Here is a 23,196-nt window from a genome sequence, read left to right as displayed (position 1 = left end):
ATGCCGGTCGTGCTCGATAATCCCGTCGCCGTGCGGCGGGCCGCCATGGACCTCCTGGCGCGTCGCGAGCACGGCCGCGCCGAGTTGTCCCGCAAGTTGCGCCAGCGCGGCGCGTCCCAGGACCTGATCGACCCCGCCCTCGACCGTCTGGCCGAGGAGGGGTTGCTCAACGAGTCCCGTTATCTGGAAAGCTTCATCGCCAGCCGTGCCCGCAATGGCTACGGCCCGTTGCGCATCCGCGAGGAGCTGGCGCAGCGAGGTTTGCCGCGCAGTGAAATCGAAAAGGCCCTGAGCGAAGCTGCAGTCGATTGGTCTGCCCAGTTGCGCGAAGCCTGGCGACGCAAATTCGCCGGGCGTTTGCCCGTGGATGCCAGGGAGCGTGCCCAGCAGGGGCGGTTCCTGAACTACCGGGGCTATTCGCCGGAGTCGATCAATCGATTGCTCAGTGGCCGCAGCACGGAAGACTGGTAAAGAAATTCCGTATTCACGGGAACTGCTGCCGGAGGCTAAACGCTACCCGGTGTCCTGGGTTCGCCGCTTTTCCCGGCCAGTGCCAATGCAGACATGAGTAGGCCATGCCCGGGGTCTTGGGCATGGCAGCTTTCGTGGAGGCATTGCGCCGGGCGGCTCAGTCCGGGCGCTGCTTGGCGCTTGTCAGGCCGCCCAGTTTTCCGGCTGGTTGATGAAGTTCACCAGCTCCCGCAGGCGGCCATGGTCGCGGCCGTTGAAGGTGAACGCCAGGCGTGTCAGGTGGAAGAACTCCGGCTCGTCCTGCTCCAGTTCGCTGTAGGGCTGCTGGTGGAATCCGTCGTTCAGGCAGATGTCGAGGAACTCCTCATGCAGGCGGTCCAGCGCACTCTGCTTCAGGGCGTGGTTCAGGCGAATCACGAAGCGGTCCTTCAGCCAGCGGCTGGAGTTGAAGTTGCTGTAGAACTGGGCAATTTCCTCGGCAGCCTCTTCGGCCGAGTGGACCAGCCTGATCAGGTGCATGTCGCTGGAAAGGATGTAGCGGTTGTCTTCCAGTTGCTCCTTCATGAAATGCAGGGCGTGTTCCCAGTAATGGCCGGTCGGCTGGTCGAGCAGCACGATCGGCACCAGCGGGCTCTTGCCGGTCTGGATCAGGGTGAGCACTTCGAGCGCTTCGTCCAGCGTGCCGAAGCCGCCGGGGCAGAGCACCAGGGCATCGGCCTCCTTGACGAAGAACAGTTTGCGCAGGAAGAAGAAGTGGAACGACAGCAGGTTGCTGCTGCCTTCCACGGTGTGATTGGCCTGCTGCTCGAAGGGCAGGGTGATATTGAAGCCCAGGCTGTTCTCCAGCCCCGAACCCTCGTGGGCCGCGGCCATGATGCCGCCACCGGCGCCGGTGATGACCATCATGTCGTAGCGGGCCAGGGTCTTGCCCAGTTCGCGGGCCAGGGCGTACAGCGGATGATCTTCCGGCGTGCGCGCCGATCCGAAGACGGTGACTTTGCGCCGGCGCTTGAATTGTTCCAGGGTGCTGAAGGCGCGCTCCATTTCGCGCAGGGTCTGCAGCATGATCTTGGCGTCCCAGCGGTTGCGGTCGGCCTGGGCCATGCGGGCCACGGTGGTGAGCATTTCCTGGTAGAGCGGCATGTTGGGGCTGCCGACGGGTACGGCCATTGCCGCGAGTTCTTCTACTTTCTGCGCCAGCTCGGTGCCGCTGGTCTGGAAGTGTCTGGAGAGATAGTCATCGGGCTCATAGGGCATGTTGATACTCCTTGTTCATCAACCCCTCGAAAAGCGGTCACGCTAGTCTGGCATGGCATATGTGACAGTCAGTGAGACCTCCCTCTGTATCAGATGGCGATGCGGTCCCCCGGTTCCGGAATGTTTGCTTGCCAGTTGAGACGATCGCGGATGGCGGCCTGCAGGGCATCCATCTTTTCTCGCTCGCCATGTATCAGGTATAGCTCGGGTTTCTGCTCGAAGTTGGCAACCCACTGAATTAATTGCGATTGTCCTGCGTGCGCGGAGAATCCGCCGAGGGTGTGGATCTTCGCCCGCACGGCGATGCGCTGGCGCAGGATGCGGGCGAATTGCGCGCCGTCGACCAGCGTGCGCCCCAGGGTTCCCTGGGCCTGGAAGCCCGGAATGACGACATGGCATTCCTCGCGCCAGAGGTTGTGCTTGAAGTGATGGACGATGCGCCCGCCGGTGCACATGCCGCTCCCGGCGATGATGATGGCGCCGCTCTGGATGCGGTTGATGGCCATGGACTCTTCCGGGCTCTGGGTCGTGCGCAGGATCGGCAGCCACTCGCCGAGACGCGCTGTGCCGGTGCCGCGAATGTATTCGCGGTCGCTGTCGGAGAATTCGTTGACATGGCTCAGGTAGATCTCGTTGGCCCGTGCGGCCATCGGGCTGTCGAGGAAAACCATCTGCTGCGGCAGGCGCCCTTCCTGGTAGAAGCGCCCCAGGTAGTACAGCAGGTCCTGGGTACGCCCGACCGCGAACGCCGGGATGAGCACGTTGCCGCCGTCCTTGTGCGCCTGTTCGAGGATGCCGGCGAGTTCGCTCAGGGTCTCGTTGTTGTCGCGGTGATCGCGATCGCCATAGGTGGATTCGAGCAACACCACATCGGCGCGTGACAGCGGCGTCGGCGCCCGCATGAGGGGCGAGCAGGTGTTGCCGAGGTCGCCGGAGAACACCAGGCGGCGCGTGAGCCCCTGCTCATGGATTTCCAGTTCGACGATGGCCGAGCCGAGGATATGTCCGGCGTTATGGAAGGTCACGCGTATGCCCTGGGCGACTTCCACCGTACTGCCGTAGCTGACCGGGCGGCGCAGCTTCAGGGCCTGCTCGGCGTCTTCCAGGGTGTAGAGCGGGGTGACCGGCGGGCGGCCGAGGCGGGCGCGCCATTTGCTTTCCCACTCGGCGTCCTTCTCCTGGATGTTCGCGGAGTCCATGAGCATCAGTTCGAGGAGATCGCAGGACGATTGCGTGGCGTAGATCGGCCCCTTGTAGCCCTGTTTGACCAGGCGCGGCAGCAATCCACTGTGGTCGAGATGCGCGTGGGACAAGACCACCGCGTCGAGGCTGGATGGATCGAAGGGGAAGGCGCTGCGGTTCTTTTCCTCCCTGTCGCGAACGCCCTGGCGCATGCCGCATTCGAGCAGAACCTTGACGCCATCGTGGGTCTCCAGCAGATAGCAGGAGCCGGTGACTTCCTGGATGGCGCCGATGAAGGTGAGTAGGGCCATGCTGCCTCCTTGTTCGGAAATTTCCCCAGACTCGCGCAGAAACCGGGAAGTGAGCCTGATGCACGTCAGGGCTACTCCGCATGGGGCGCCTAGACTTCCTGTATACCCAGACGGAGAGTCGAGGATGTCCCAGATATTGCCCAGTCCGGACGAGCTGGCAGCCCATGCGGCCAACGAACCGGCATTCGCGGAGTGGTTGCGTGGTCGTGGTCCGCTTCAGCATAGCCCGGCGACCCAGGCGGGCGTTTTTCGCATGGCCCATCAATTGGTCCAATCCGGACTGCAAGGCGAACTTTCGGCCGTCTATCGGCTGTTCATCGCCCTGGATCGCCTGACCTGCGCCGGGCTCTGGCTGGTGGCGCACATGACCTATGCCGCTCGCGTCCGACTGGATGGCCAGCCGTTGCAGGCCGAGGACTTCAAGGCGCAGCCGGAGGGGCACACCGGCGGGGCGTTGAACATGGTGCCGGCCTATGCCGGCTATCTCGCCTTGAATGCCCTGACCCACAAGACCCGCGGCTGGCTCATGGGGCAGGGGCATTGCGTGGCGGCGATCGAGGCGCTCAACGTGCTGACCGGCAATCTGCACCCGGAGCAGGCGCAGGCCTATGCCGATGGGGAGGCCGGGTTGACCCGCCTGGTTCGCGACTTCTACAGCTATGCCCAGGCCAGCGACGGCAGCGTCGCCGTTCCACTGGGCAGCCATGTCAATCCGCATACCGCCGGGGGGATTGCCGAGGGCGGCTACCTCGGTTTCGCCGAGCTGCAATACGCGCACATGCCGCTACCGGGAGAAACCCTGGTGGCGTTCCTCTCCGACGGTGCCGCCGAGGAGCAGCGCGGCAGCGACTGGATTCCGCGTTGGTGGCGCTCGGAGGACTGCGGCGTGGCGCTGCCGGTGATGATCGCCAACGGCCGGCGCATCGAACAGCGCACCGAACTGGGCACCCACGAGGGGCTGGAAGGCTTCAAGCAGCATCTGCGCCGCTGCGGATTCGATCCGCTGACTTTCGATGGCCGCGATCCGGCGGCCTTCGTCTGCGCCCTGTGGGAGATGGAGCAGCGCCTGGCGCACCGGATGAGCGAAAAAGACAGCGGCATTCTTGGCTACCCGCTGCCGATTCCCTATGCCATCGCGGAAACCGTCAAGGGCTTCGGCTTCCACGGGGCTGGCAGTAACGCCGCGCACAATCTGCCGTTACCCGGCAATCCGCACGATGACCAGAACGCCCGCGATCTTTTCAACAGCCACGCCGCGGCGCTGTGGGTCGCTCCCGACGAACTGGCCGAGGCCTGCACGCAATTCGCCGGCTCCCGCCAGGGTCGCCTGCTGGAACGGGACAATCCGTTGGCGGTGCGGCGCCCCATCGAACCGTCGATGCCGGAGCTGCACTACCGCAGCGAGCTCTGTTCGCCGATGGCGGCGCTCGACCGCTTCTTCGTCGACCTGTGCGCGGCCAACCCCGACCTGCGGGCCCGCGTCGGCAATCCCGACGAGCTGGCCAGCAATCGACTGGGCGGAGTGCTGAAGGCGCTGAAGCACCGGGTCTGCGAGCCGGAGAGCGAGGTCGAGGCGGTGGATGGGCGGATCATCACCGCGCTCAATGAAGAGGCGGTGGTATCCGCCTGCCTGGCCAACCAGGGCGGGATCAATCTGGTCGCCAGCTACGAAGCCTTCTGCGTGAAGATGCTCGGCGCGGTGCGCCAGACGCTGATCTTCGCCCGCCTGCAGAAAGAGGCCGGGCGCCCGGCGGGATGGCTGGGCTGGCCGCTGGTGGCGACCTCGCACACCTGGGAAAACGGCAAGAACCAGCAATCGCACCAGGACACCACGTTCTGCGAGGCTCTGCTCGGCGAAATGAGCGACATGGTGCGGGTGCTGTTCCCGGCCGATCACAACAGCGCGCTCGCCCTGTTGCCGGAGATCTACCGCAGCCGCGGCCAACTGGCCTGCATGGTCGTACCCAAGCGCGAACGGCCGGCGGTGTTCGACCAGGCGCAGGCCGAGCAACTGGCTCGCGATGGCGCAATCGTCCTCGAAGAGCGGCCGGGCAGTCAGCCGTTGCTGCTGATCGCCAACGGCAGCTACCAATTGGCGGAAATGCGCCGCGCTGCCGTGCGTCTGGAGGAGGGCGGCTATCCGTACCGTCTGGTCTATCTGCAGGAGCCCGGGCGCTTCCGGGCGCCACGGGATAACTGGGAGCTGGCGGCGGGCGCCGATGATGCGCTGATGGCGCGCCTGTTCCCGGATACCCACGAACGGCGCGTGCTGCTCACCCATATGCGCCCTGAAGTGGCCCGCGGGCATCTCTGGCCGATCCTGCCGGATGCGCTGAAGAGTTCGGTGCTGGGCTACCGCAACCGCGGCGGTACGCTGGATGAGGCGGGCATGCTGTTCGCCAACCGGGCCTGCTGGGCGGATGTCCTGGCGGCCTGTGCGCGGCTCATGGATGTGCCGCGCTCGGCGTTGCTCACTGCGGAGGAAGCGGCTGCGATCGCCGGGAAGGGCGACCCGCAGGCGCTCCGTTGACGGCTACTTGCCCTGGAATTTGCCGGCGCGGCGTTCCTGCATGGCCAGCAGGCCTTCCTGGGCGTCCTCGCTGGCCAGCAGCGTCCGGGCGGTCGCGGATAGCTGCCGGGCCGCCGCAAGCTCGCCTTCCTCGACGCATTGCCGCGCCGACGCGAGGGTCGCCGCAACTCCCAGCGGTGCCTGTGCGGCGACCCGCTCGGCCAGCCACAGGGCGCGTGGCAGCAGATCCTCCGGGGCGGTGATTTCCTGCACCAGACCGAGGCGGCAGGCCTCGTGCGCATCGAACTCGTCGCCGGTCAGCAGCCAGCGCATCGCGTTGCCCCAGCCGGCCACCTGGTGCATGCGCAGGGTGGCGCCGGCGAAGGGGAAGATGCCGCGCTGGACTTCCATCTGGGCGAAGCGCGCGTTGCTCGCGCAGAGGTTGATATCCGCCGCCAGCATCAGTTCGATGCCGATGGTGTAGCAATAGCCCTGCACCGCCACCAGCAGGGGTTTCGAGAGCCGCTTGCCGCCGAAGGTGCCCCAGGGATCGACGGCGCCGTCCGGCAGTTGCCAGCCATTGCGGAAGGTTTCGCTGACGTTGGCGAGGTCGAGGCCACCGGTGAAGTGCTCGCCGTGGGCGAAGATCAGGGCGCAGCGCAAGGCGGGATCGCGATCGTAATCGCCCAGCGCCAGGACCAGTTGATCGAGCATGTCCAGGTCGAAGGCATTGCGCTTGTCGACCCGGTCCAGGCCGATCAGCAGGACATGTTCGCGGCGCTCCAGGGTGATGCGGTGGTTGCTGGCTGGCTTCATCGGTTTGCTCCGGGCTGGACGAAAGCTAGGTCGGTATAGTCGGCGCTATCGTGCTTGTCTACGATGCGACCGTTCGCCGGAGCGCGTCGGAAAAAACGCACATTTCGTTCGATTTTCCGGTATGATGCCCGCCGGCCAAAAAGGCCCCGTTTGGGGACCCGCATTTTTCGGAGCCAGGTGCTCTGTCGGTGCGTCCGTTAGCACGGACATTCCTTGACGTAATCCCTTCCAAAATCAATCTCGCAAATCCCCGCTTCCGGCTGCCTGGGTGACTTCACCGTCGTACAGGGCATGCGCAGCCTGGCTATTGGGTCTTTGCGGATTTCAAGAGGCAAAACCCATGACCCAGGAAACCGTCGGCTTCGCCGCGCTCGGTATTCACCCCAATGTTCTCGCAGCCATCGCCGCAGTTGGCTACGAAGAGCCGTCGCCGATCCAGGCCCAGTCGATCCCGGTGATCCTCGAAGGCCACGACATGATCGGCCAGGCGCAGACCGGCACCGGCAAGACCGCCGCTTTCGCCCTGCCGCTGCTGTCGCGCATCGACCCGGCACGTCGTGAGCCGCAGGTACTGATCCTGGTGCCGACCCGCGAGCTGGCACTGCAGGTCGCTACCGCCTGCGAAACCTATTCCAAGCAACTGCCGGGTGTCGGCGTGGTCGCCGTTTACGGCGGCGCGCCCATGGGCCCGCAGCTCAAGGCCCTGCGCCAGGGCGCCCAGGTTCTGGTGGCCACTCCGGGCCGCCTGTGCGACCACCTGCGCCGCGACGAGAAGCTGCTGGCCACTGTCCAGCGTCTGGTCCTCGACGAGGCCGACGAAATGCTCAAGCTCGGCTTCATGGAAGACCTCGAAGTGATCTTCGAGGCCATGCCGGACAGCCGCCAGACCGTGCTGTTCTCCGCGACCCTGCCGGCTTCCATCCGCGGCATCGCCGAGCGCCACCTGAAGACGCCGAAGCACGTACGCATCGCCGCCAAGACCCAGACTGTCGCCCGTATCGAACAGGTGCACCTGATGGTCCACGCCGACCAGAAGGCCGCCTCGATCCTGCGTCTGCTGGAAGTCGAGCAGTTCGACGCGCTGATCGGCTTCGTGCGCACCAAACAGGCCACCCTGGACATCGCCGAGCTGCTCGAGCGCCAGGGCTACCGCGCCGCCGCGCTGAACGGCGACATGCCGCAGGCGCAGCGTGAGCGTGTGATCGAGTCGCTGAAGGACGGTTCGCTGGACATCGTCATCGCTACCGACGTGGCCGCCCGCGGCCTGGACGTGGCGCGCATCACCCACGTGCTGAACATCGACATGCCGTACGACCCCGAGTCCTACGTGCACCGCATCGGCCGTACCGGCCGTGCCGGCCGCGAAGGTCGCGCGCTGCTGCTGGTGACTCCGCGCGAGCGCCGCATGCTGCAGGTGATCGAGCGTGTGACCGGGCAGAAGGTCGGCGAAGTGCGCCTGCCGGATGCCGAGACTGTGCTCGAAGCACGCATCTCGCGCCTGGCCTCCAGCCTGCAGCCGCTGCTGGAAACCGCCGTCGCCCAGCGTGGCGCCGTGCGCGACGAGCTGTGCCGTCGTCTGGGCACCGATATCGAAACCCTGGCCGCTGTGCTGGTTGCCAAGCTGACTACCGGCAAGGCGCTGGACCTGGAGTCCGTACGCCGCGAGCAGCCGCTGACCCCGGCCGCACCGCGCGAGCGTAGTGACCGTGGCGAGCGCTTCGAACGCGCTGAGCGTGGCGAAAGGGGCGATCGTCCTGATCGTTCCGGCGATCGCCGCCCGATGGCGGCGCCGACCGAAGGCCGTGCACGCTGCCGTACCGCCCTGGGCGCCCGCGACGGCGTGGCGGCAAAGAACCTGCTGGGTGCCATCCTCAACGAGGGCGGCCTGTCCCGCGAGGCCATCGGCCGCATCCAGATCCGCGAGACCTTCAGCCTGATCGAGCTGCCGGAAGAGGGCCTGGATCGCCTGCTTGGCAAGCTCAAGGACACCCGCGTCGCCGGCAAGGCCCTGCGCCTGCGCCGTTACCGCGAGGACTGATCCGCCGAGTTGAATGAAGAAGCCCCGCCAAGTGCGGGGCTTTTTCATTTCTCCGATGTAGGTTGGTGCTGAGCGCAGCGAAGCCCAACATCTGCCGAGCCATGGCACCGTTGGGCTTCGCGGGCTCAGCCCAACCTACCTCTCAACCGAAGCGATAGATATCCATCCCCAGCGCGCCGAGGGTGAAGCCGGCGTGCTCGATGTGCATCGTGTCCCCTGCGCCACGGGCGAAGTACAGCGGCAGCAGGTGTTCGTCGCGCGGATGGTTGCGCACGGCCCAGGGCGCATGGCGGCGGTAGTCGAACAGCGCCGCCTCGTCGTCGCCTGCCAGCTTGTCCACCATCCAGTCGCGGAACTCCCGGGCCCAGGGCTCGATCACTTCCGGGCCGGCGTGCCAGTCCAGTTCCCCGAGGTTGTGGGTGATGCTTCCGGAGCCGATCAGCAGGATGCCTTCCTCGCGCAGCGGGCGCAGTGCCTTGCCGATCCGGTCCTGCATGGCCGGGCCGAGGCGGCTGGGCAGCGACAGCTGCACCACCGGAATATCCGCCGCCGGATACATCAGCCGCAGCGGAACCCAGGCGCCATGGTCCAGCGGGCGTTGCGGGTCGAGGGTAGCGGGCAGTTCGCTGGCGGCCAGCAGTTCGACCACCCGCGCCGCCAGTTCCGGCGAGCCGGGCGCAGGGTACTGCAGCGTGTAGAGCTCGTCCGGGAAACCGTAGAAGTCGTGCCAGGTGGCAGGCTGTGCGGCGCTGCCGACACGCAGGTCCGGGCTTTCCCAGTGCGCGGAAACCACCAGGATCGCACGTGGGCGCGGCAGTTCATGCGCCAGGCGTTGCAGCGGAGCACCGCTGGCGCCCGGCTCAAGGGCCAGCATGGGGGAGCCGTGGGAGATGAAGAGGGTCGGGAGCATGGTGACCTCGCAATTCGGATACCACTCATGTTCATGTCTTGAAAGATCGAAATCCAGCATGGGTTTTCGACCATAACAATCGAATTTGCCAATCCTGTTCACAGCTATTTTTCCGCCGAATCAATAAATTGCCTCACCGGGAACCAATCCCCGGATTTACGATTCTGATGAACTTGGCGCTGTCTGCGCACCGGCTGACCGGGCTGCGAACGATTTCCGATGGCTGTCTCGAAACAGAGCCTATGCTGAGATCAAGTGCGGGCCTGCCGGGCAGTTCTCCCGGCGGTGGCTCTGAGGTGCACGGAGACTCCCGATCATATGCAAGTCTCTCTCTTCCCGAGGAGCCCACAGAACATGCAACAGACGCTCATCCTCCAGGAAGGCGACCGCATCACGCTGGAAGACGGCACCGAAGTGCTGGTACTCCGGGTGAAGGGCGATCGCGTCAGTCTCAAGGTTCTCGAAGTGGCCGGCGAGCGCGAGCAGCACGAGCACTGGCTGCCACGCATGCTGCGCCGGGCCATGCCGCTTGCCGTTCGCCAGCGCTGAGGCGGCAATCCCGATGCATGAAGAGTTCTGGCAGGATCGCTGGTCGCGCAACGAGATCGGTTTCCACCTGAACGTCGTCAATCCCTTCCTTGTCCGCCACTGGCCGGCGCTGGGCGTCGAGCCCGGAGCGCGCGTGCTGGTGCCACTGTGCGGCAAGAGCCTTGACCTCGTCTGGCTGGCGGAGCAGGGCTACCGGGTGCTGGGCGTGGAGCTGGCGGCCAGGGCGGTGGAGGAGTTCTTCTCCGCGCTTGGTGTGCAGCCTGCGGTGGAGATGTGCGGGACGCTGCCGCTGTATCGGCATGGCGGTCTGGAGATCATCCAGGGCGATTTCTTCCATCTTGAGCCGCAGCATGTCGCCGATTGCCGGGCGTTCTACGATCGTGCCGCGCTGATCGCCCTGCCTGCGGAGATGCGTGCGGCCTATGTGCATCATCTGGGCGCGATTCTCCCGCCAATCCAGCGCGGCTTGCTGGTAACCCTCGAATACCCCCAGGAGCAGATGGACGGCCCGCCGTTCGCCGTTCTCGAAGCGGAAGTGCGCGAGCGCTACGGCGATGGCTGGGCGGTCGAGACACTGGAGCGCTGCGACGTGCTGGCGGAGAACGGCAAGTTCCTCCAGCGCGGCGTGCGCCAGCTCGACGAAGTGGCATATCGCCTGACGCGCGGCTGAGAAGATCCGCTCAGGCGCGTGCGGGGATCGCCACCAGGCTCAGCAGGCGGTCATCGCTCAGGCTGAACTGGCCGTCCACTTCGCAACCCTGTCTCCATTCCTCGGAAAGGTCCGTCAGCAGACGCAACCGCGCCATGCCGTCGGCTGACCATTCCAGCAACTCGGCGTGCTCGAAGTAGAAACGCTGCCGCACCAGCGGATAGAGCGCCTTGAACAGGCTTTCCTTGATCGAGAAGGTCAGGGTGACCTGCAGCGCTGCCTGTTGCGGATCGAGGCGGGTCAGTTCGCCGGCGGTGAGGATTTCCCGGGCCAGCCGCAGTGCCCGCTGTTCGTCCAGCAGGTGTTCCACGTCGAGACCCAGTCCGCGCCAGTCCCCGCTTTGCGCAACCACGGCGGCGGCCCAGCCGTCGCTGTGGGTGATCGACCCGCACAGGCCCTGCGGCCATACCGGTGCGCGGTCCTCGCCGGTCGAAGGGATTGCAGGGGCGCCGTTGAGCTGGGCAATGGCGGCACGGGCGCAGAGGCGGCCGGCGAGGTATTCCGCACGGCGCTTGGCTACCGAGCGGGCGATATTCGCCGGCAACGGCACCGCATGGCGGGTAAAGGCATCTTCGGCGATGCGCTCGCTGGCGAACTGGCTGCTGTACAGCACGGCGCCAGGGAGCGCGCGGGGCAGGGGCCAGTGCGCAAGCGGCGGGGAGAGGAAATCATCGGAGTCGGGCATGGCTGAATTGTGCCCGCCACCCCGGCTTCCCGCCAGTTTCCGGGGGGCGCGTTTACATTCGATTGCAAATGCACACCAAAGCATTACGGATACAGGGGAGGTGATTTGTCACACTTTGCTTGCGTTCCCCTCGGGACGCAGGTGAGGTTGTTGTCGGGGTGTCGCTGCATGCGGGCTCCGACCTTTATAGCGCGGGAGTCCGGATGGACTCCCGCTTTTTTTTGTTCTTCCTTGGCGCTCCCTGTCCGCATGGCGGGTTGTACCCGCCCTACCTTCCACTCCCGAAATTCCACGAAGACTCTTCTTAGCCGAATATCTCCTTGAAGAACGCCTGCAGGTCCGCCCAGGACTTCTCGTCGGCGTTCTTGTCGTAGCCGACATCCAGGCCGTGGCCCTTGTGCACCTCGTCGGCCTCCGGATTGGTGAAGCTGTGCTTGGCGCCGGCCTGGACGACGAACTTGTAGTCGACCCCGGCCTTGTCCATTTCCTCCTTGAAGGCGGTTACCGCTTCGGCAGGCACCAGCTTGTCGGCGCCGCCATGCTCGACCAGCACCTTGGCCTTCACTCCGCCCGGCTGGGCCGGCGTAGCGGTGCCAAGCGGCGCATGGAAAGCAGCCACCCCGGCCAGCGGCATGCCCTGGCGGGCCATGTCCAGCACCACCCTGCCGCCGAAGCAGTAGCCGATGGCGGCGATCTTCGTCGGATCGGTCTGCGGTTGCTGCTTGAGCAACTCGAATGCTGCCTGGAAGCGCGCCTTGGCCGAATGGGCGTTCTTCAGCGCCTCCTGCATGAAGCCGCGGGCTTCGTCGGGGTGGTGGCCGACTTTGCCGCCGCCGTACATGTCGATGGCCATGGCGCTGTAGCCCAGTGCGGCGAGATCGCGGGCGCGGCGCTTGGCGTAGTCGTTCAGCCCCCAGAACTCATGTACGACCAGCACGCCCGGACGGGCGCCGGACCGGGCGTCGTCATAGGCGAGGTAGCCGACCATCTGGGTTCCGTCGCTGGCCTGGTAGGGGATTTCCCGGGTCTGGATCGCGGCCTGGGCGCTGAGGGTGAAACCGAGGAGCAGCAGGGCGGTGAATAGACGCATGGGCAAACCTCCTGTGGACGAGTGACAAGGTTAGACCAAGCCCGGCGCCTGTCCCGGCGGGCGGCTGCCGGGGTGTCCGTGGCGAACAATTGGTGACAAGTCGCCGTTCACACTAATCACGTCCACCCCTATGCCGCCCTACGCTAGACCAGTAGCATCGGAAATTTCCCGGGACGAGAGGTAAGGATGCGCGCCAAGCTGGAAAATTGTCTGAAGGCGGTGGATCAGATCCTGCTGGGCAAGGAAGTCCAGGTGCGCCTGGCCCTGACCTGCATGCTGGCCCGTGGTCACCTGCTGATCGAAGACCTCCCCGGGATGGGCAAGACCACGCTCAGCCATGCCCTGGCGCGGGTGCTCGGCTTGAGCTTCCAGCGCATCCAGTTCACTTCCGACCTGCTGCCCGGCGATGTGCTCGGCACCTCGGTGTTCGACAAGGAAACCGGACAGTTCGTCTTTCATCCGGGGCCGATCTTCGCCGAGCTGGTGCTGGCCGACGAGATCAACCGCGCCACGCCGAAGAGCCAGAGCGCTCTGCTCGAAGCCATGGAAGAAGGCCAGGTGACCATCGAGGGCGCGACCCGGCCGTTGCCCGAGCCGTTCTTCGTCATCGCCACGCAGAATCCGGTGAGCCAGGGCGGCACCTTCGCCCTGCCGGAGTCGCAGCTCGACCGCTTCATGATGCGCCTGTCCCTTGGCTATCCGGGGCGCGCCGCGGAGAAGGCGCTGCTGCTCGGCGAGGCGCGGCGCGATCTGCTGCCGCGCCTGGAGCCGATGCTTTCCCCCGGCGAACTGGCCGCCCTGCAGGCCGAGGTGCCGGCGGTGCATGCCAGCGATGCGCTGGTCGACTATGTCCTGCGCCTGGTCGAGGCGACTCGCACGCAGCCGGCCTTCGCCCTCGGCCTGTCGCCACGCGGCAGCCTGGCGCTGCTGGCCGCCGCGCGGGCGTGGGCGCTACTGGCCGGGCGCGACTATGCGATTCCCGAAGACGTGCAGGCGGTCCTGCCATCGGTGGCCGGACACCGCCTGCGCGATCAGGCCGATCCTTCCGGGCACGGCGGCGGCGCGCTGGTGCAGTGGCTGCTGCGCGAAGTTCCTGCGCTGTGAGCATGCATAGATGCTGATCAGGGTGCGGCCGCTGTGGCAAAGCTGGATCGCCCGGCGCATCCCGCCGTCGCCATCGCTGCAGCTCGACCAGCGGCGCATCTTCATCATCCCCACGCTGCAGGGCGTCGCCTTCGGCGTGGCGCTGGTACTGATGCTGCTCACCGCGATCAACTACCAGAACAGCCTGGCCTACGGCCTGGCCTTCCTGCTGCTGTCGCTGTTCCTCGTCGCCATCCTGCACACCTACCGCAATCTCGGCGGGCTGCGCCTGACCTCGCTGGGAGCGGCGCCGGTGTTCGTCGGCGAGCAGGTCTGCTTCCGCGTGCGCCTGGATGGCGAGGGCAGGGAGCGGCGCGCCGTCGGTGTGGGTTGGGCGGAAGAGCAGCTGGAACATGCCGATGTCCACGCCGACGGGGCCGAGGAGCTGGTGCTGGTGCTCCCGGCCGAGCGCCGTGGCTGGCTGCGGCCCGGGCGCCTGCGGGTGGAAAGCCGCTTCCCGCTCGGCCTGCTGGTGGCCTGGAGCTGGCTCGACCTGGACATGGCCGCGCTGGTCTATCCGCGGCCGCTTTCCGCCGACATGCCGCTGGTGCCGGGGCCGTCGGATGACGAGGAAGAGGGCGTGCGCCCCAGCGGCCACGGCGTCGACGATTACCAGGGCCTGCGCCCCTACCAGCCCGGCGACTCGCGCCGGCGCATGCACTGGAAGGCCTATTCCCGCGGGCAGGGTCTGCTGGTGAAGGATTTCACCGCGCTGAGCGGACGCAACCTGTGGCTGGATTTCGACGTCCTCGGCGGGGACGTCGAAGGGCGCCTGTCGCAGCTCTGCCACTGGGTGCTGGAGCTGTCGCTGCGCCAGCAGCCCTTTGGCCTGCGCCTGCCGGGCAAGCAGTTGCCGGTGGCCAGCGGCGACAGCCATCGCGACGCCTGCCTGCGCGCCCTGGCGCTGTTCGGAGAGGCGCCGTGAGCACCCAGCCGATTCCCCGGGTGGCCCTGACCTGGCTGCTGGTGGCGCAGGCGGTGGTGATCCTGCCGCACCTCGGCCATCTGCCGCTGTGGATCGTCGGGCTCTGGCTGGGCTGCGCGTTCTGGCGCATCCAGGTCTACCGCATGCGCGCCAACTACCCCAGCGGCTTCGCCAAGCTGGTGCTGGTCGGCGCCGCCGGCATCGGCGTCTGGCTGTCGCGCGGCTCGCTGATCGGCCTGGACGCCGGCGTGGTGCTGCTGATCGCTGCCTTCATCATCAAGCTGGTGGAGCTGAAGACCCGTCGCGATGCGCTGGTGCTGATCCTGCTCGGCTTCTTCGCCGTGGTGACCAGCTACCTGTTCGACGACAGCATGCTCGCCGCGCTGTTCAGCCTGCTGCCGGTGACCGTCCTGCTGGCGGCGCTGATCGGCCTGCAGCAGAGCAGCTTCGGCGAGCGCCCCTGGCCGACCCTCAAACTCGCCGGTGGCCTGCTGCTGCAGGCGATTCCGTTGATGCTGCTGCTGTTCATCCTGTTCCCGCGCCTGGGGCCGTTGTGGTCGCTGCCGATGCCCGGCGGCAAGGCCACCACCGGCCTCAGCGACTCGATGATGCCGGGGGATTTCGTCGAGCTGAGCCAGTCCGCCGAGCTGGCCTTCCGCGCCAGTTTCGACGGCCCGCCGCCACCGCGCGCGCAGCTCTACTGGCGCGCGCTGACCCTGGAGCGCTTCGACGGCCAGCGCTGGTCGCAGGTGGGGCAGGGGCGTCGCGACGAGACACCGGAGCTGCGCAAACAGGGCGATCCGCTGAGTTACCAGGTGATCATGCAGCCCAGCGAGCGCTCCTGGCTGTTCGCCCTGGATACGCCGGAAAGCGCGCCGGACGATGCCCGCCTGATGAGCGACTTCCACATCGAGCGTCGCCGGCCGGTGGACCAGAGCCTGCTTTACCGCGTGACATCCTGGCCGCAGGCCCTGCGCGAGCCTGACAGCAGTGCCCGTGCCCTCGGGCTCAACCTGCAGCTGCCGGCCGGCGGCAACCCGCGCGCCCGCGCCTGGGCGGAACAGTTGCGCCACGAGCATCCGCAGCCCCACGAACTGGTGCAGGCGTTGCTGCGGCACTTCAACGAGCAGCCGTTCGCCTACACCCTGAGAGCTCCGGCGACCGGCGCGGAGCGCATCGATGGCTTCCTCTTCGGCACCCGCCGCGGTTTCTGCGAGCACTATGCCGGCGCCATGACCTTCGTCCTGCGCGCGGCCGGCATTCCGGCGCGGGTGGTGACCGGTTACCAGGGCGGAGAGCTGAACCCGGCGGGCAACTACCTGCTGGTGCACCAGTTCGACGCCCATGCCTGGGTCGAGTACTGGCAGCCGGGCAGCGGCTGGCGTGCGGTCGATCCCACCTTCCACGTCTCTCCGGCGCGGATCGAGCAGGGACTGGAGCAGGCATTGGCCGGCGAAGGCAGTTTCCTCGAGACGGCGCCGTTCTCGCCACTGCGTTATCGCGGCTTCAGCGCGCTGAATGCCCTGCGCCTGGCCTGGGACAACCTCAACTACGACTGGCAGCGCTGGGTGCTGGGCTACCAGGGCGAGCAGCAGGCGCAGGTGCTGCGGCGCTGGTTCGGCAGCCTCGACGGCCCGGGACCGGCCATAGCCCTTTTGGGCGGTGCGGCGTTGTCGCTGGGCCTGCTGGTGCTGCTCCTGTTCAAGCCCTGGCGGCTGGTGCGGGATGTCCAGTTGCGCAGCTTCGCCCGCCTTGAAAGGCTGTTGGCTCCCCACGGGCTGCAGCGCCAGGTGGGGGAGGGGCCGCGCGCCTTCGTCGAGCGCGCCAAGGCCGCCTTGCCAGGGCAGGCGGCGGAGCTGCAGGCGTTCCTCGATGTCTTCGAGGCGCAACGCTACGGCCGTGCGGCCGGCACTTCGCGCGAACTGCAGCGACTGTTGCAGCGCCTGCGCCGCGCGCTGCCCTGGCGCATCACGCGCAAGGCCGGCTGAAACACACTGCGACCATCGCCCACTTGCCGTCGATGGCGGGACAACTAACCTGATTATTCCAGCCTTGGGGAGTGTGCCGTGTCCGCGTTCTGCGACTATCTGGTTGCCCATGTCATCGAGCAGGAAGTTGCCCTGTTCTCCGCGTCGATCCGCCTGCAGGCCGGCACGGACAGCGAGGCGCTGCACGATCTGCGCATCGCCGTGCGCCGCTTGCGCAGCCTGCTGCACCCCGTGCACGGCCTGCCCGGGATCGACGAACTGGAAATGGCGCTCGGCGACATCGGACGCCTCAGCGGGCCGTTGCGCGATCTCGAAGTGCTGCTGCCGGTGCTGGAGGCCGAGGGCTTCCACAAGGCCGCGGACCAGCGCCGCCCGGCATTGCAGTCCGGTTATGTGGCACTGCTCGCCAGCCCGCAGTGGGAGCGCCTGATGATGCTGCTCAACGGCTGGCCGGGACTGTGGCGAACCGCCGAGCGGCATGGCGTGCTCGGTGGTCTGCGCGGCCAGGTGCGCAAACGCCTGCGCAAGCAGTGGCGCAAGTTGCGCAAGGCACTGGTCGACCCGGCCCACGACCGTCATCGCCTGCGTCTGCTGATCAAGCGGGTGCGCTACTCGCTGGAGGCCTATCCGCAAGAGTCGCCGGTGCCGCGCCGGCTGCTCGGGCCGCTGAAGGACGCCCAGTCCACGCTGGGCGACTGGCACGACTACGAGCAATGGCTGGCGCACAGCGAGCGCGAACTGGACCTGATGCCGCTGCAGCCGCGCTGGAACGAATTGCACGACCTGGCCGAGGCGCGCGCCGATATCAGCCTGGAGAAATTGCTGGACGCGCTTTCCTGATCGCCGCTGATCAGTCCTGTGAATTGTCCTGTATTCGCTGTGTGGATGAGATGGGCAGGCAGCGGCCCGGGCAGCTTCCACGCCACGCGCGCCCTCACCTAAGATCGCTGTCAGGAATTTCCCAGTGAAACGAGGCGGCGATGAATTTTTCCGAGTTGATCCAGGCGGTGCGCACTGCACCCGGGCAGGTGGTGATTCCTTCTACCTGGAGCCAGGGGCGCGCGAGTTTCGGCGGCCTGGTGGCGGCGCTCGCCCATGAAGCCATGCGTGCGCGGATGGCCGAGGTGCGGCCGGTGCGTTCGCTGGCGATCACCTTCGTCGGCCCGGTCGAGGCCGATGTCCCGGTCGCTTTCGAGGTGGATATCCTGCGCGAGGGCAAGGCGGTCAGCCAGGTGTTCTGCCGCGCCGTGCAGAACGGCGAGGTGGTGACCGTGGTGCAGGGCAGTTTCGGCCTGCCGCGCGAGTCGGCGGTGGCGGTCGACAGCGAGCCCGCGCCCTCGTTCAAGGGGCCGGAGGAAAGCCAGGAGCTGCCCTTCGTTCGCGGCGCGATGCCGGAGTTCCTCCAGCACTTCGCCATGTGCTTCTCGGTCGGCGGCCTGCCGTTCACTTCCAACAAGTCGCGGCAGATGGGCGGCTGGATGGGCTTCCGCCACGGGGTTGGCGACGAGCAGATGGAGGCCGCCCACCTGCTGGCGCTGGTGGATACCTGGCCGCCGGCCGTGCTGCCGCACCTGAGCGCGCCGGCACCTGGCAGTTCGCTGACCTGGACCATCGAGTTCGTCCAGCCGATGCCGCGCCTGGCCGCCAACGACTGGTGCCGTTATCTGGCGACCATCGAGCACGCCCGCGATGGCTACGGGCATGCGGCTGCGCAGTGCTGGACGCCGGACGGCGAGCTGCTGGCGATCTCGCGCCAGACCGTGACGGTCTTCGGCTGAGTCTTCGGGGAGTTCAGCGGCGTGGGTGCTTCTTGCGCCAGGCGCGCCACCAGGCGCCGCTGAGGACGAAACGCGGGAAGGTGACGAACTGTTCGGCGAGCAGACGGCCGATGGCGTCGCGACGGCCGCTGAAGGGTTCCGGCGCCTGCTCTTCGAGCTTGTGCCCGCGCGCCTGGATCACCAGCGAAGCGGCGATGCCGATGGCGCCCAGCAATATCTGACTCAGGCTCAGGTCGAACAGGCCGCTGACCAGGGTTGCCGCGGCGACGATGAACAGCGGCACGGCGATGATGTGCAGCGCCAGGTTGGTGGAGTTGCGGTGGTTGGCGGCATAGCCGTGCCACTGCGAGGCGAACAGATTGGGATGACGTTTGCCCATGCTTGGCTTCCTCGATCGCATCCGGGCTGCCATGACGGCAGACAGCCCTTGATTAGCAGTCTAGGTGGCGGGCGAAGCCTGTGCGAATGCACCAGGGCTATGGGCGTGATAGGTAGGTTGGCGCTGAGCGCAGCGAAGCCCAACATCTGGCGGGGCCTGCACCAATTTCGTTGGGCTTCGCTGCGCTCAGCGCCAACCTACGTGGTGAGCACCGGCAGGCCGAAGAACTCGCGGGCGCAGGCGGTGGTATGCGCCGCCACGTCTTCCGCGCTTTCGCCGCGATGCCGGGCCACGCATTCGAGCACTTCCGGCAGGAAGGCCGGTTCGTTGCGTCCGTGCTTCGGCTTGGGCCGCAGGGTGCGCGGCAGCAGGTAGGGGGCGTCGCTTTCCAGCATCAGCCGGCCGCGGGGGATTTCCCGCACCAGCTCTTGCAGGTGGGTGCCGCGTCGCTCGTCGCAGATCCAGCCGGTGATGCCGATGTGCAGGTCCTGGTCGAGATAGCCGTAGAGCGTCCTGCGCTCGCCGGTGAAGCAGTGCACCACGGCGGCCGGCAGGTGGTCGCGGAAGTCTTTGAGGATCGCCAGCAGCCGCTCGCCGGCGTCGCGCTCGTGGATGAACACCGGGCGCTTGAGTTCCGCCGCAATCGCCAGTTGTTCCTCGAAGGCTTTTTCCTGCTGCGGGCGCGGCGAGAAGTCGCGGTTGAAGTCCAGGCCGCATTCGCCCACCGCGCGAACCTCGGGCTCGGCCAGCAGTCCGCGCAGGCTGGCCGCGCTGGCGCGGTCCCAGTGACTGGCTTCGTGCGGATGCACGCCGGCGGTGCAGAACAGCCGCTGGCCGTCGTCATACTGCCGGCACAGGCGCAGGGCGGCTTCGCTGTCGCCGAGGCTGGTGCCGGTCAGCACCATTTGCACGACGCCGGCCTGCCGGGCGCGCTCGATCAGGGCTTCCTGCTCCGGGGCAAGGCTCGGGTGAGTAAGGTTGACGCCGATGTCGATCAGTTGCATGGTGCTTCCCTTGATTCAGGCGGGCAGCATAGCAGAATGCCCGTTTTTCGAATAAACCCTTGTTAAACAAGTAGTTATAGGCGCTTCTGAAAGTGCTTCCAGAATTTTGGGTTGGCATCCGGTCCCTGCTGTGAGACCCTCGCGCCCCTTTTTGCGGCCGGGAACTTGCAGGCGTTGTGGAGTTCTGAGAGGACCGTTTCGACCCCTGGAGACCTGGATGACGCGACTGTTGCTGCTCCTGCTGAGCCTGGTGGCCTTGCTGCCACAGCCGGCGGCTGCGCGTCTGACCAGCCAGCCGGAGCACTGGGAGCAAAAGAGCGCCGACAGCCGCGACCTCGCCGGCATCCGCCGCGACGGCGTGCTGAGAGTGCTGGTCAACCAGAGCCGCAACAGCTTCGGCGAGATCCAGGGCGAACCCATCGGCGTCGAATACCGCCGCCTGCGTGCCTTCGAGCAATACCTCAACGATTCCGCCGCGGGGCGCAAGCCGCTCACCATCAAGTTCATTCCCAAGGCCAAGGATCAGTTGCTGGCTGCCCTGCAGCGCGGCGAGGGCGATCTGGTCGCTCCTGGCGAGATACTGCTGGCCCGCGACGGTGCGAACGTCAGCGCCAGCCTGCCGTGGCGCCAGGACGTGCCGCTGGTGCTGGTATCGCGCAAGGGCAATCGCCGCTATGCGCGACTGGAGCAACTGGCGGGACGCAGCATCACCCTGCCGGCGGGCAGCGCGGCGGGGGATGCGCTGCGCGAGGTCAACGAGCGCCTGGCGCAGCGCCGCCTGGCGCCGATGATGATCGAGTGGCTGGACCCGTCGCTGGCCGTGGAAGACGTGCTGGAAATGGTCCATGCGGGCATCGTCAACTTCACCGTGGTCGAGCAGCCGATCGCCGAGCGCTGGGCCAAGGTCTTCCCCAAGCTGCGCGTCGACCGCCACCTGGTCTTCGACAATCACGAGGACATGACCTGGTTCGTGCGCCGCGACGCGCCGATGCTGCGCGCCAAGGTCGACCGCTTCCTCAAGGACTATCGCGCGCCGGCCGACCAGGACGGCGCCTTCGTACGTCTCTACCGGCGCGCCTACAAGGTGCGCAATCCATTGCAGACGGCTGACCGCAAGCGCCTGGAATCGCTGCGCCCGACCCTGCAGCGCTATGCCGAGCAGAACCGCCTCGACTGGCTTGCGCTGGCGGCGGTGGCGTTCAAGGAGTCGAACCTGAACGCCTCGGCCCGGGGAGCGGGCGGCGCTACCGGGCTGATGCAGATCACCCCGGCGGCCGCGCGCAGCGTTGGCGTTGGCTCGGTGCAGCAGAAAGAGGCCAACGTGCAGGCCGCCAGCAAGTACATGGCCATGCTGCGTCGCAAGTTTTTCTCCAGCCCGCGGTTGAACGAGCGCGAGCGCCTGGCATTCGTCCTTGCCGCCTACAACATGGGGCCGGAGCGCGTGCAGAGCCTGCGAGCCGAGGCGCGCAGGCGCGGCCTGAATCCCAATCAGTGGTTCTTCCAGGTGGAGCGCGTGGCGGCCGACCAGATCGGCATGGGCGTGGTCAACTACGTCAGCAGCGTGAACAAGTACTACCTCGCCTTCCAGCGCGAACGGGATGGCCTGGAGCCGCAGGAGAAGGTGGCAACCTCCCGGAAATGATCCGTCTTGCCGATCATTTCTAACGCATTTTTGCGCTTCTGTTATCTGATTCGTTGACTATAGTGTTGTTCAGCAGCCACCCACTCCCACTCAAGGATGCGCCATGAACTCACTGATCAAATCGATTCTTTCCACCAACGCCGGCATCGGCCTGGCAATCCTGCGCATTACCACCGGCCTGACCTTCATGGCCCACGGTTCGCAGAAGCTGTTCGGCGCGTTCGGCGGCCCGGGGCTGCAGGGCATGGGCCAGTGGCTGGAGTCCCTCGGCGTGACGCCGGGCTACCTGATGGCGGCGCTGGCCGGCAGTGCGGAATTCTTCGGCGGCCTGGCGCTGGTGATCGGACTGCTGGTGCGCCCGGCAGCGGTGGCGCTGATCTTCACCATGGGCGTGGCGATCTTCAGTGTGCATATCGCCAACGGCTTCTTCATCACCAACAACGGCTACGAATACGCCCTGACCCTGCTGATGATCAGCGTCGCTCTGCTGGTCAGCGGCGCCGGTCGCTTCTCGCTGGACGGCAAGCTTTCCAGCTGATTCCCGGAAGTCGCATCGAAGGGGCGGACACCGAAAGGGTCCGCCTTTTTTGCGTCCGAAAAGTCTCTCCCGTAGAGCGTAGGTTGGGCTGAGCGCAGCGAAGCCCAACGTCAGCCCGGCACTGCACCGTTGGGCTTCGCTGCGCTCAGCGCCAACCTACGTCCCGATAATCCGCCAGGAACCCTTTTTCATTGCTGGCCGAACAGGTGCTGCACGCCGCTGTTGATCAGCCAGCCACCCAGCAGCAGGAAGACGAACAGGCCGGCGCCCAGCAGCAGCGGACGCGGTCCTTCGCGGCGCAGGTCGGCCAGGCGGGTGGCCAGTCCCAGCGCGGCCATGGCCATGCCGAGCAGCACTTCGTCCAGTTGCTGCAGGGGCGCCAGCCAGGCGTGCGGGATCAGGTCCAGCGAGCGCAGGGCGGTGACGCCGAGGAAGGCGACGGCGAAACCGGGGATATGCAGGCGTCGTCCTGTTGCACCGTGTTCACCATTGTTGCCGAGTTGACCGAGGAGCAGCAGCGCGGGGGCCAGCAGCAGGACCCGCAGCATCTTGCTGATCAGCGCGGCGTCGGCGGCGGCCGGGTCCATGGCGCGGCCGGCGGCCACCACCTGGGCCACCTCGTGGATGGTCGAACCGCTGAAGATGCCGAATGCCTTGCTGCTGGCGAACAACTGCGGCAGGTGGTTGAACAGCAACGGATGCAGGAGCATCGCCAGGGTGCCGAACAGCACCACGGTGGCGACCGCGACCGCCGTGTGCTCGGCGCGGGCGCGCAGCACCGGGCTGCTTGCCATCACCGCCGCGGCTCCGCAGATGGCGCTGCCGGCGCCGATCAGCAGGGCGCTCTCGCGGGGCAGGCGCAGCCAGCGAACGCCGATCCACCAGGCGACGAGCAGCGTGCTGCCGACCATCAGCACATCGATGACCAGCGCCGCGGGGCCGAGGGCGGCGATGTCCTGGAAGGTCAGGCGCAAGCCGTACAGCACCACCCCCAGGCGCAACAGATGCTGGCGCGACAGGTCCACGCCCGGCTTCAGCGTAATGAGCCGCGCGCCGCCCAGATTGCCGACCAGCAGGCCGAAGAGGATGGCCAGGGTCAGGCTGCCGAGACCCAGTTGTTGCATGCCTGGCAGCTCGATGGAAAGCCGTGCGAGACCGGCGAGGACAAGGCAGAGCAGGGCACCGGGCAGCAAGTGGGGGATACGGCGTAGGGTGGGCATGACGGGCTCCTTGTGTAAGGTGGCCCCATGGTGTGCCAGTCTCGCTTAGTGT

21 protein-coding genes are annotated in these 23,196 nt (G+C 66.7%); 12 read left to right on the top strand and 9 right to left on the bottom strand.

What is annotated here, in order from left to right; genetic code table 11:
• Positions 1 to 471, top strand: coding sequence for a recombination regulator RecX (recX, locus tag JFY56_RS05450; RefSeq protein ID WP_208312457.1), 471 nt, complete (start codon positions 1 to 3; stop codon positions 469 to 471).
• A gap of 183 nt (positions 472 to 654) precedes the next feature.
• Here the strand turns inward: recX and JFY56_RS05445 are convergent, their stop codons facing one another.
• Both JFY56_RS05445 and JFY56_RS05440 read right to left on the bottom strand, forming a co-directional pair.
• Positions 655 to 1,728 (bottom strand): LOG family protein, encoded by a 1,074-nt coding sequence (locus JFY56_RS05445; protein ID WP_208312456.1) that lies wholly within the window; start codon positions 1,726 to 1,728, stop codon positions 655 to 657.
• Between the two features lie 89 nt (positions 1,729 to 1,817).
• Positions 1,818 to 3,221: an MBL fold metallo-hydrolase RNA specificity domain-containing protein gene (locus JFY56_RS05440; protein ID WP_208312455.1), complete on the bottom strand. Its 1,404-nt coding sequence runs from the start codon at positions 3,219 to 3,221 to the stop codon at positions 1,818 to 1,820.
• Positions 3,222 to 3,345: 124 nt separating this feature from the next.
• Here JFY56_RS05440 and JFY56_RS05435 point away from each other — a divergent pair, with 124 nt between their 5' ends.
• Positions 3,346 to 5,751, top strand: coding sequence for a phosphoketolase family protein (locus JFY56_RS05435; RefSeq protein ID WP_208312454.1), 2,406 nt, complete (start codon positions 3,346 to 3,348; stop codon positions 5,749 to 5,751).
• Between the two features lie 3 nt (positions 5,752 to 5,754).
• Here JFY56_RS05435 and JFY56_RS05430 read toward each other — a convergent pair whose 3' ends face one another.
• A complete protein-coding gene (locus JFY56_RS05430; protein WP_208312453.1) occupies positions 5,755 to 6,546 on the bottom strand; it encodes a crotonase/enoyl-CoA hydratase family protein in 792 nt (263 codons plus the stop codon).
• A 307-nt stretch (positions 6,547 to 6,853) separates the two neighbouring features.
• On the opposite strand from JFY56_RS05430, the gene JFY56_RS05425 reads away from it, so the two are divergent.
• Complete coding sequence (locus tag JFY56_RS05425; RefSeq protein WP_208312452.1) at positions 6,854 to 8,584, top strand: DEAD/DEAH box helicase; 1,731 nt, start codon at positions 6,854 to 6,856, stop codon at positions 8,582 to 8,584.
• Between the two features lie 142 nt (positions 8,585 to 8,726).
• On the opposite strand, the gene JFY56_RS05420 is transcribed toward JFY56_RS05425, so the two are convergent.
• Entirely contained in the window at positions 8,727 to 9,494 is a 768-nt protein-coding gene (locus tag JFY56_RS05420; protein ID WP_208312451.1) for a DODA-type extradiol aromatic ring-opening family dioxygenase, read from the bottom strand.
• 354 nt (positions 9,495 to 9,848) lie between these two features.
• Here JFY56_RS05420 and JFY56_RS05415 point away from each other — a divergent pair, with 354 nt between their 5' ends.
• Entirely contained in the window at positions 9,849 to 10,043 is a 195-nt protein-coding gene (locus JFY56_RS05415) for a hypothetical protein (protein ID WP_208312450.1), read from the top strand.
• Between the two features lie 13 nt (positions 10,044 to 10,056).
• The gene (locus JFY56_RS05410; RefSeq protein WP_208312449.1) at positions 10,057 to 10,713 is read left to right on the top strand and encodes a thiopurine S-methyltransferase; all 657 of its coding nucleotides are present in this window, start codon (positions 10,057 to 10,059) and stop codon (positions 10,711 to 10,713) included.
• 10 nt (positions 10,714 to 10,723) lie between these two features.
• Here the strand turns inward: JFY56_RS05410 and JFY56_RS05405 are convergent, their stop codons facing one another.
• Both JFY56_RS05405 and JFY56_RS05400 read right to left on the bottom strand, forming a co-directional pair.
• Complete coding sequence (locus tag JFY56_RS05405; protein ID WP_208312448.1) at positions 10,724 to 11,437, bottom strand: 4'-phosphopantetheinyl transferase family protein; 714 nt, start codon at positions 11,435 to 11,437, stop codon at positions 10,724 to 10,726.
• Between the two features lie 304 nt (positions 11,438 to 11,741).
• Positions 11,742 to 12,527, bottom strand: coding sequence for a dienelactone hydrolase family protein (locus JFY56_RS05400; RefSeq protein ID WP_208312447.1), 786 nt, complete (start codon positions 12,525 to 12,527; stop codon positions 11,742 to 11,744).
• Positions 12,528 to 12,713: 186 nt separating this feature from the next.
• Here JFY56_RS05400 and JFY56_RS05395 point away from each other — a divergent pair, with 186 nt between their 5' ends.
• The 5 genes from JFY56_RS05395 to JFY56_RS05375 all read left to right on the top strand — a co-directional run bounded on the left by JFY56_RS05395 (position 12,714) and on the right by JFY56_RS05375 (position 18,361).
• Complete coding sequence (locus JFY56_RS05395; protein ID WP_208312446.1) at positions 12,714 to 13,631, top strand: AAA family ATPase; 918 nt, start codon at positions 12,714 to 12,716, stop codon at positions 13,629 to 13,631.
• Between the two features lie 10 nt (positions 13,632 to 13,641).
• Complete coding sequence (locus JFY56_RS05390; protein WP_208312445.1) at positions 13,642 to 14,595, top strand: DUF58 domain-containing protein; 954 nt, start codon at positions 13,642 to 13,644, stop codon at positions 14,593 to 14,595.
• Positions 14,592 to 16,583, top strand: a complete 1,992-nt coding sequence (locus JFY56_RS05385) for a transglutaminase TgpA family protein (protein WP_208312444.1) — start codon at positions 14,592 to 14,594, stop codon at positions 16,581 to 16,583. Before JFY56_RS05390 ends, JFY56_RS05385 begins: the two co-directional genes overlap by 4 nt.
• A 78-nt stretch (positions 16,584 to 16,661) precedes the next feature.
• Positions 16,662 to 17,423, top strand: a complete 762-nt coding sequence (locus JFY56_RS05380) for a CHAD domain-containing protein (protein ID WP_208312443.1) — start codon at positions 16,662 to 16,664, stop codon at positions 17,421 to 17,423.
• 140 nt (positions 17,424 to 17,563) lie between these two features.
• Positions 17,564 to 18,361 (top strand): acyl-CoA thioesterase, encoded by a 798-nt coding sequence (locus JFY56_RS05375; RefSeq protein WP_208312442.1) that lies wholly within the window; start codon positions 17,564 to 17,566, stop codon positions 18,359 to 18,361.
• A gap of 13 nt (positions 18,362 to 18,374) precedes the next feature.
• Here the strand turns inward: JFY56_RS05375 and JFY56_RS05370 are convergent, their stop codons facing one another.
• A complete protein-coding gene (locus tag JFY56_RS05370; RefSeq protein ID WP_208312441.1) occupies positions 18,375 to 18,740 on the bottom strand; it encodes an Mpo1-like protein in 366 nt (121 codons plus the stop codon).
• 197 nt (positions 18,741 to 18,937) lie between these two features.
• Positions 18,938 to 19,744 carry a TatD family hydrolase gene (locus JFY56_RS05365; protein WP_208312440.1) on the bottom strand — a complete coding sequence of 269 codons (807 nt, stop codon included), beginning with the start codon at positions 19,742 to 19,744 and terminating at the stop codon, positions 18,938 to 18,940.
• A gap of 217 nt (positions 19,745 to 19,961) precedes the next feature.
• Here JFY56_RS05365 and JFY56_RS05360 point away from each other — a divergent pair, with 217 nt between their 5' ends.
• Both JFY56_RS05360 and JFY56_RS05355 read left to right on the top strand, forming a co-directional pair.
• On the top strand, positions 19,962 to 21,386 hold the full coding sequence (locus JFY56_RS05360; protein ID WP_208312439.1) for an MltF family protein: 1,425 nt from the start codon (positions 19,962 to 19,964) through the stop codon (positions 21,384 to 21,386).
• 103 nt (positions 21,387 to 21,489) lie between these two features.
• On the top strand, positions 21,490 to 21,924 hold the full coding sequence (locus JFY56_RS05355) for a DoxX family protein (RefSeq protein WP_208312438.1): 435 nt from the start codon (positions 21,490 to 21,492) through the stop codon (positions 21,922 to 21,924).
• 188 nt (positions 21,925 to 22,112) lie between these two features.
• Here the strand turns inward: JFY56_RS05355 and JFY56_RS05350 are convergent, their stop codons facing one another.
• Positions 22,113 to 23,144 carry a YeiH family protein gene (locus tag JFY56_RS05350; RefSeq protein WP_208312437.1) on the bottom strand — a complete coding sequence of 344 codons (1,032 nt, stop codon included), beginning with the start codon at positions 23,142 to 23,144 and terminating at the stop codon, positions 22,113 to 22,115.
• Between the last annotated feature and the right edge of the window lie 52 nt (positions 23,145 to 23,196).

Source organism: Pseudomonas schmalbachii (assembly GCF_017589465.1).
In the GTDB taxonomy this organism is placed as follows: domain Bacteria; phylum Pseudomonadota; class Gammaproteobacteria; order Pseudomonadales; family Pseudomonadaceae; genus Pseudomonas; species Pseudomonas schmalbachii.
The sequence above is the reverse complement of the archived record's forward strand: the minus strand, read 5'-3'. Positions and strand labels throughout refer to the sequence as shown.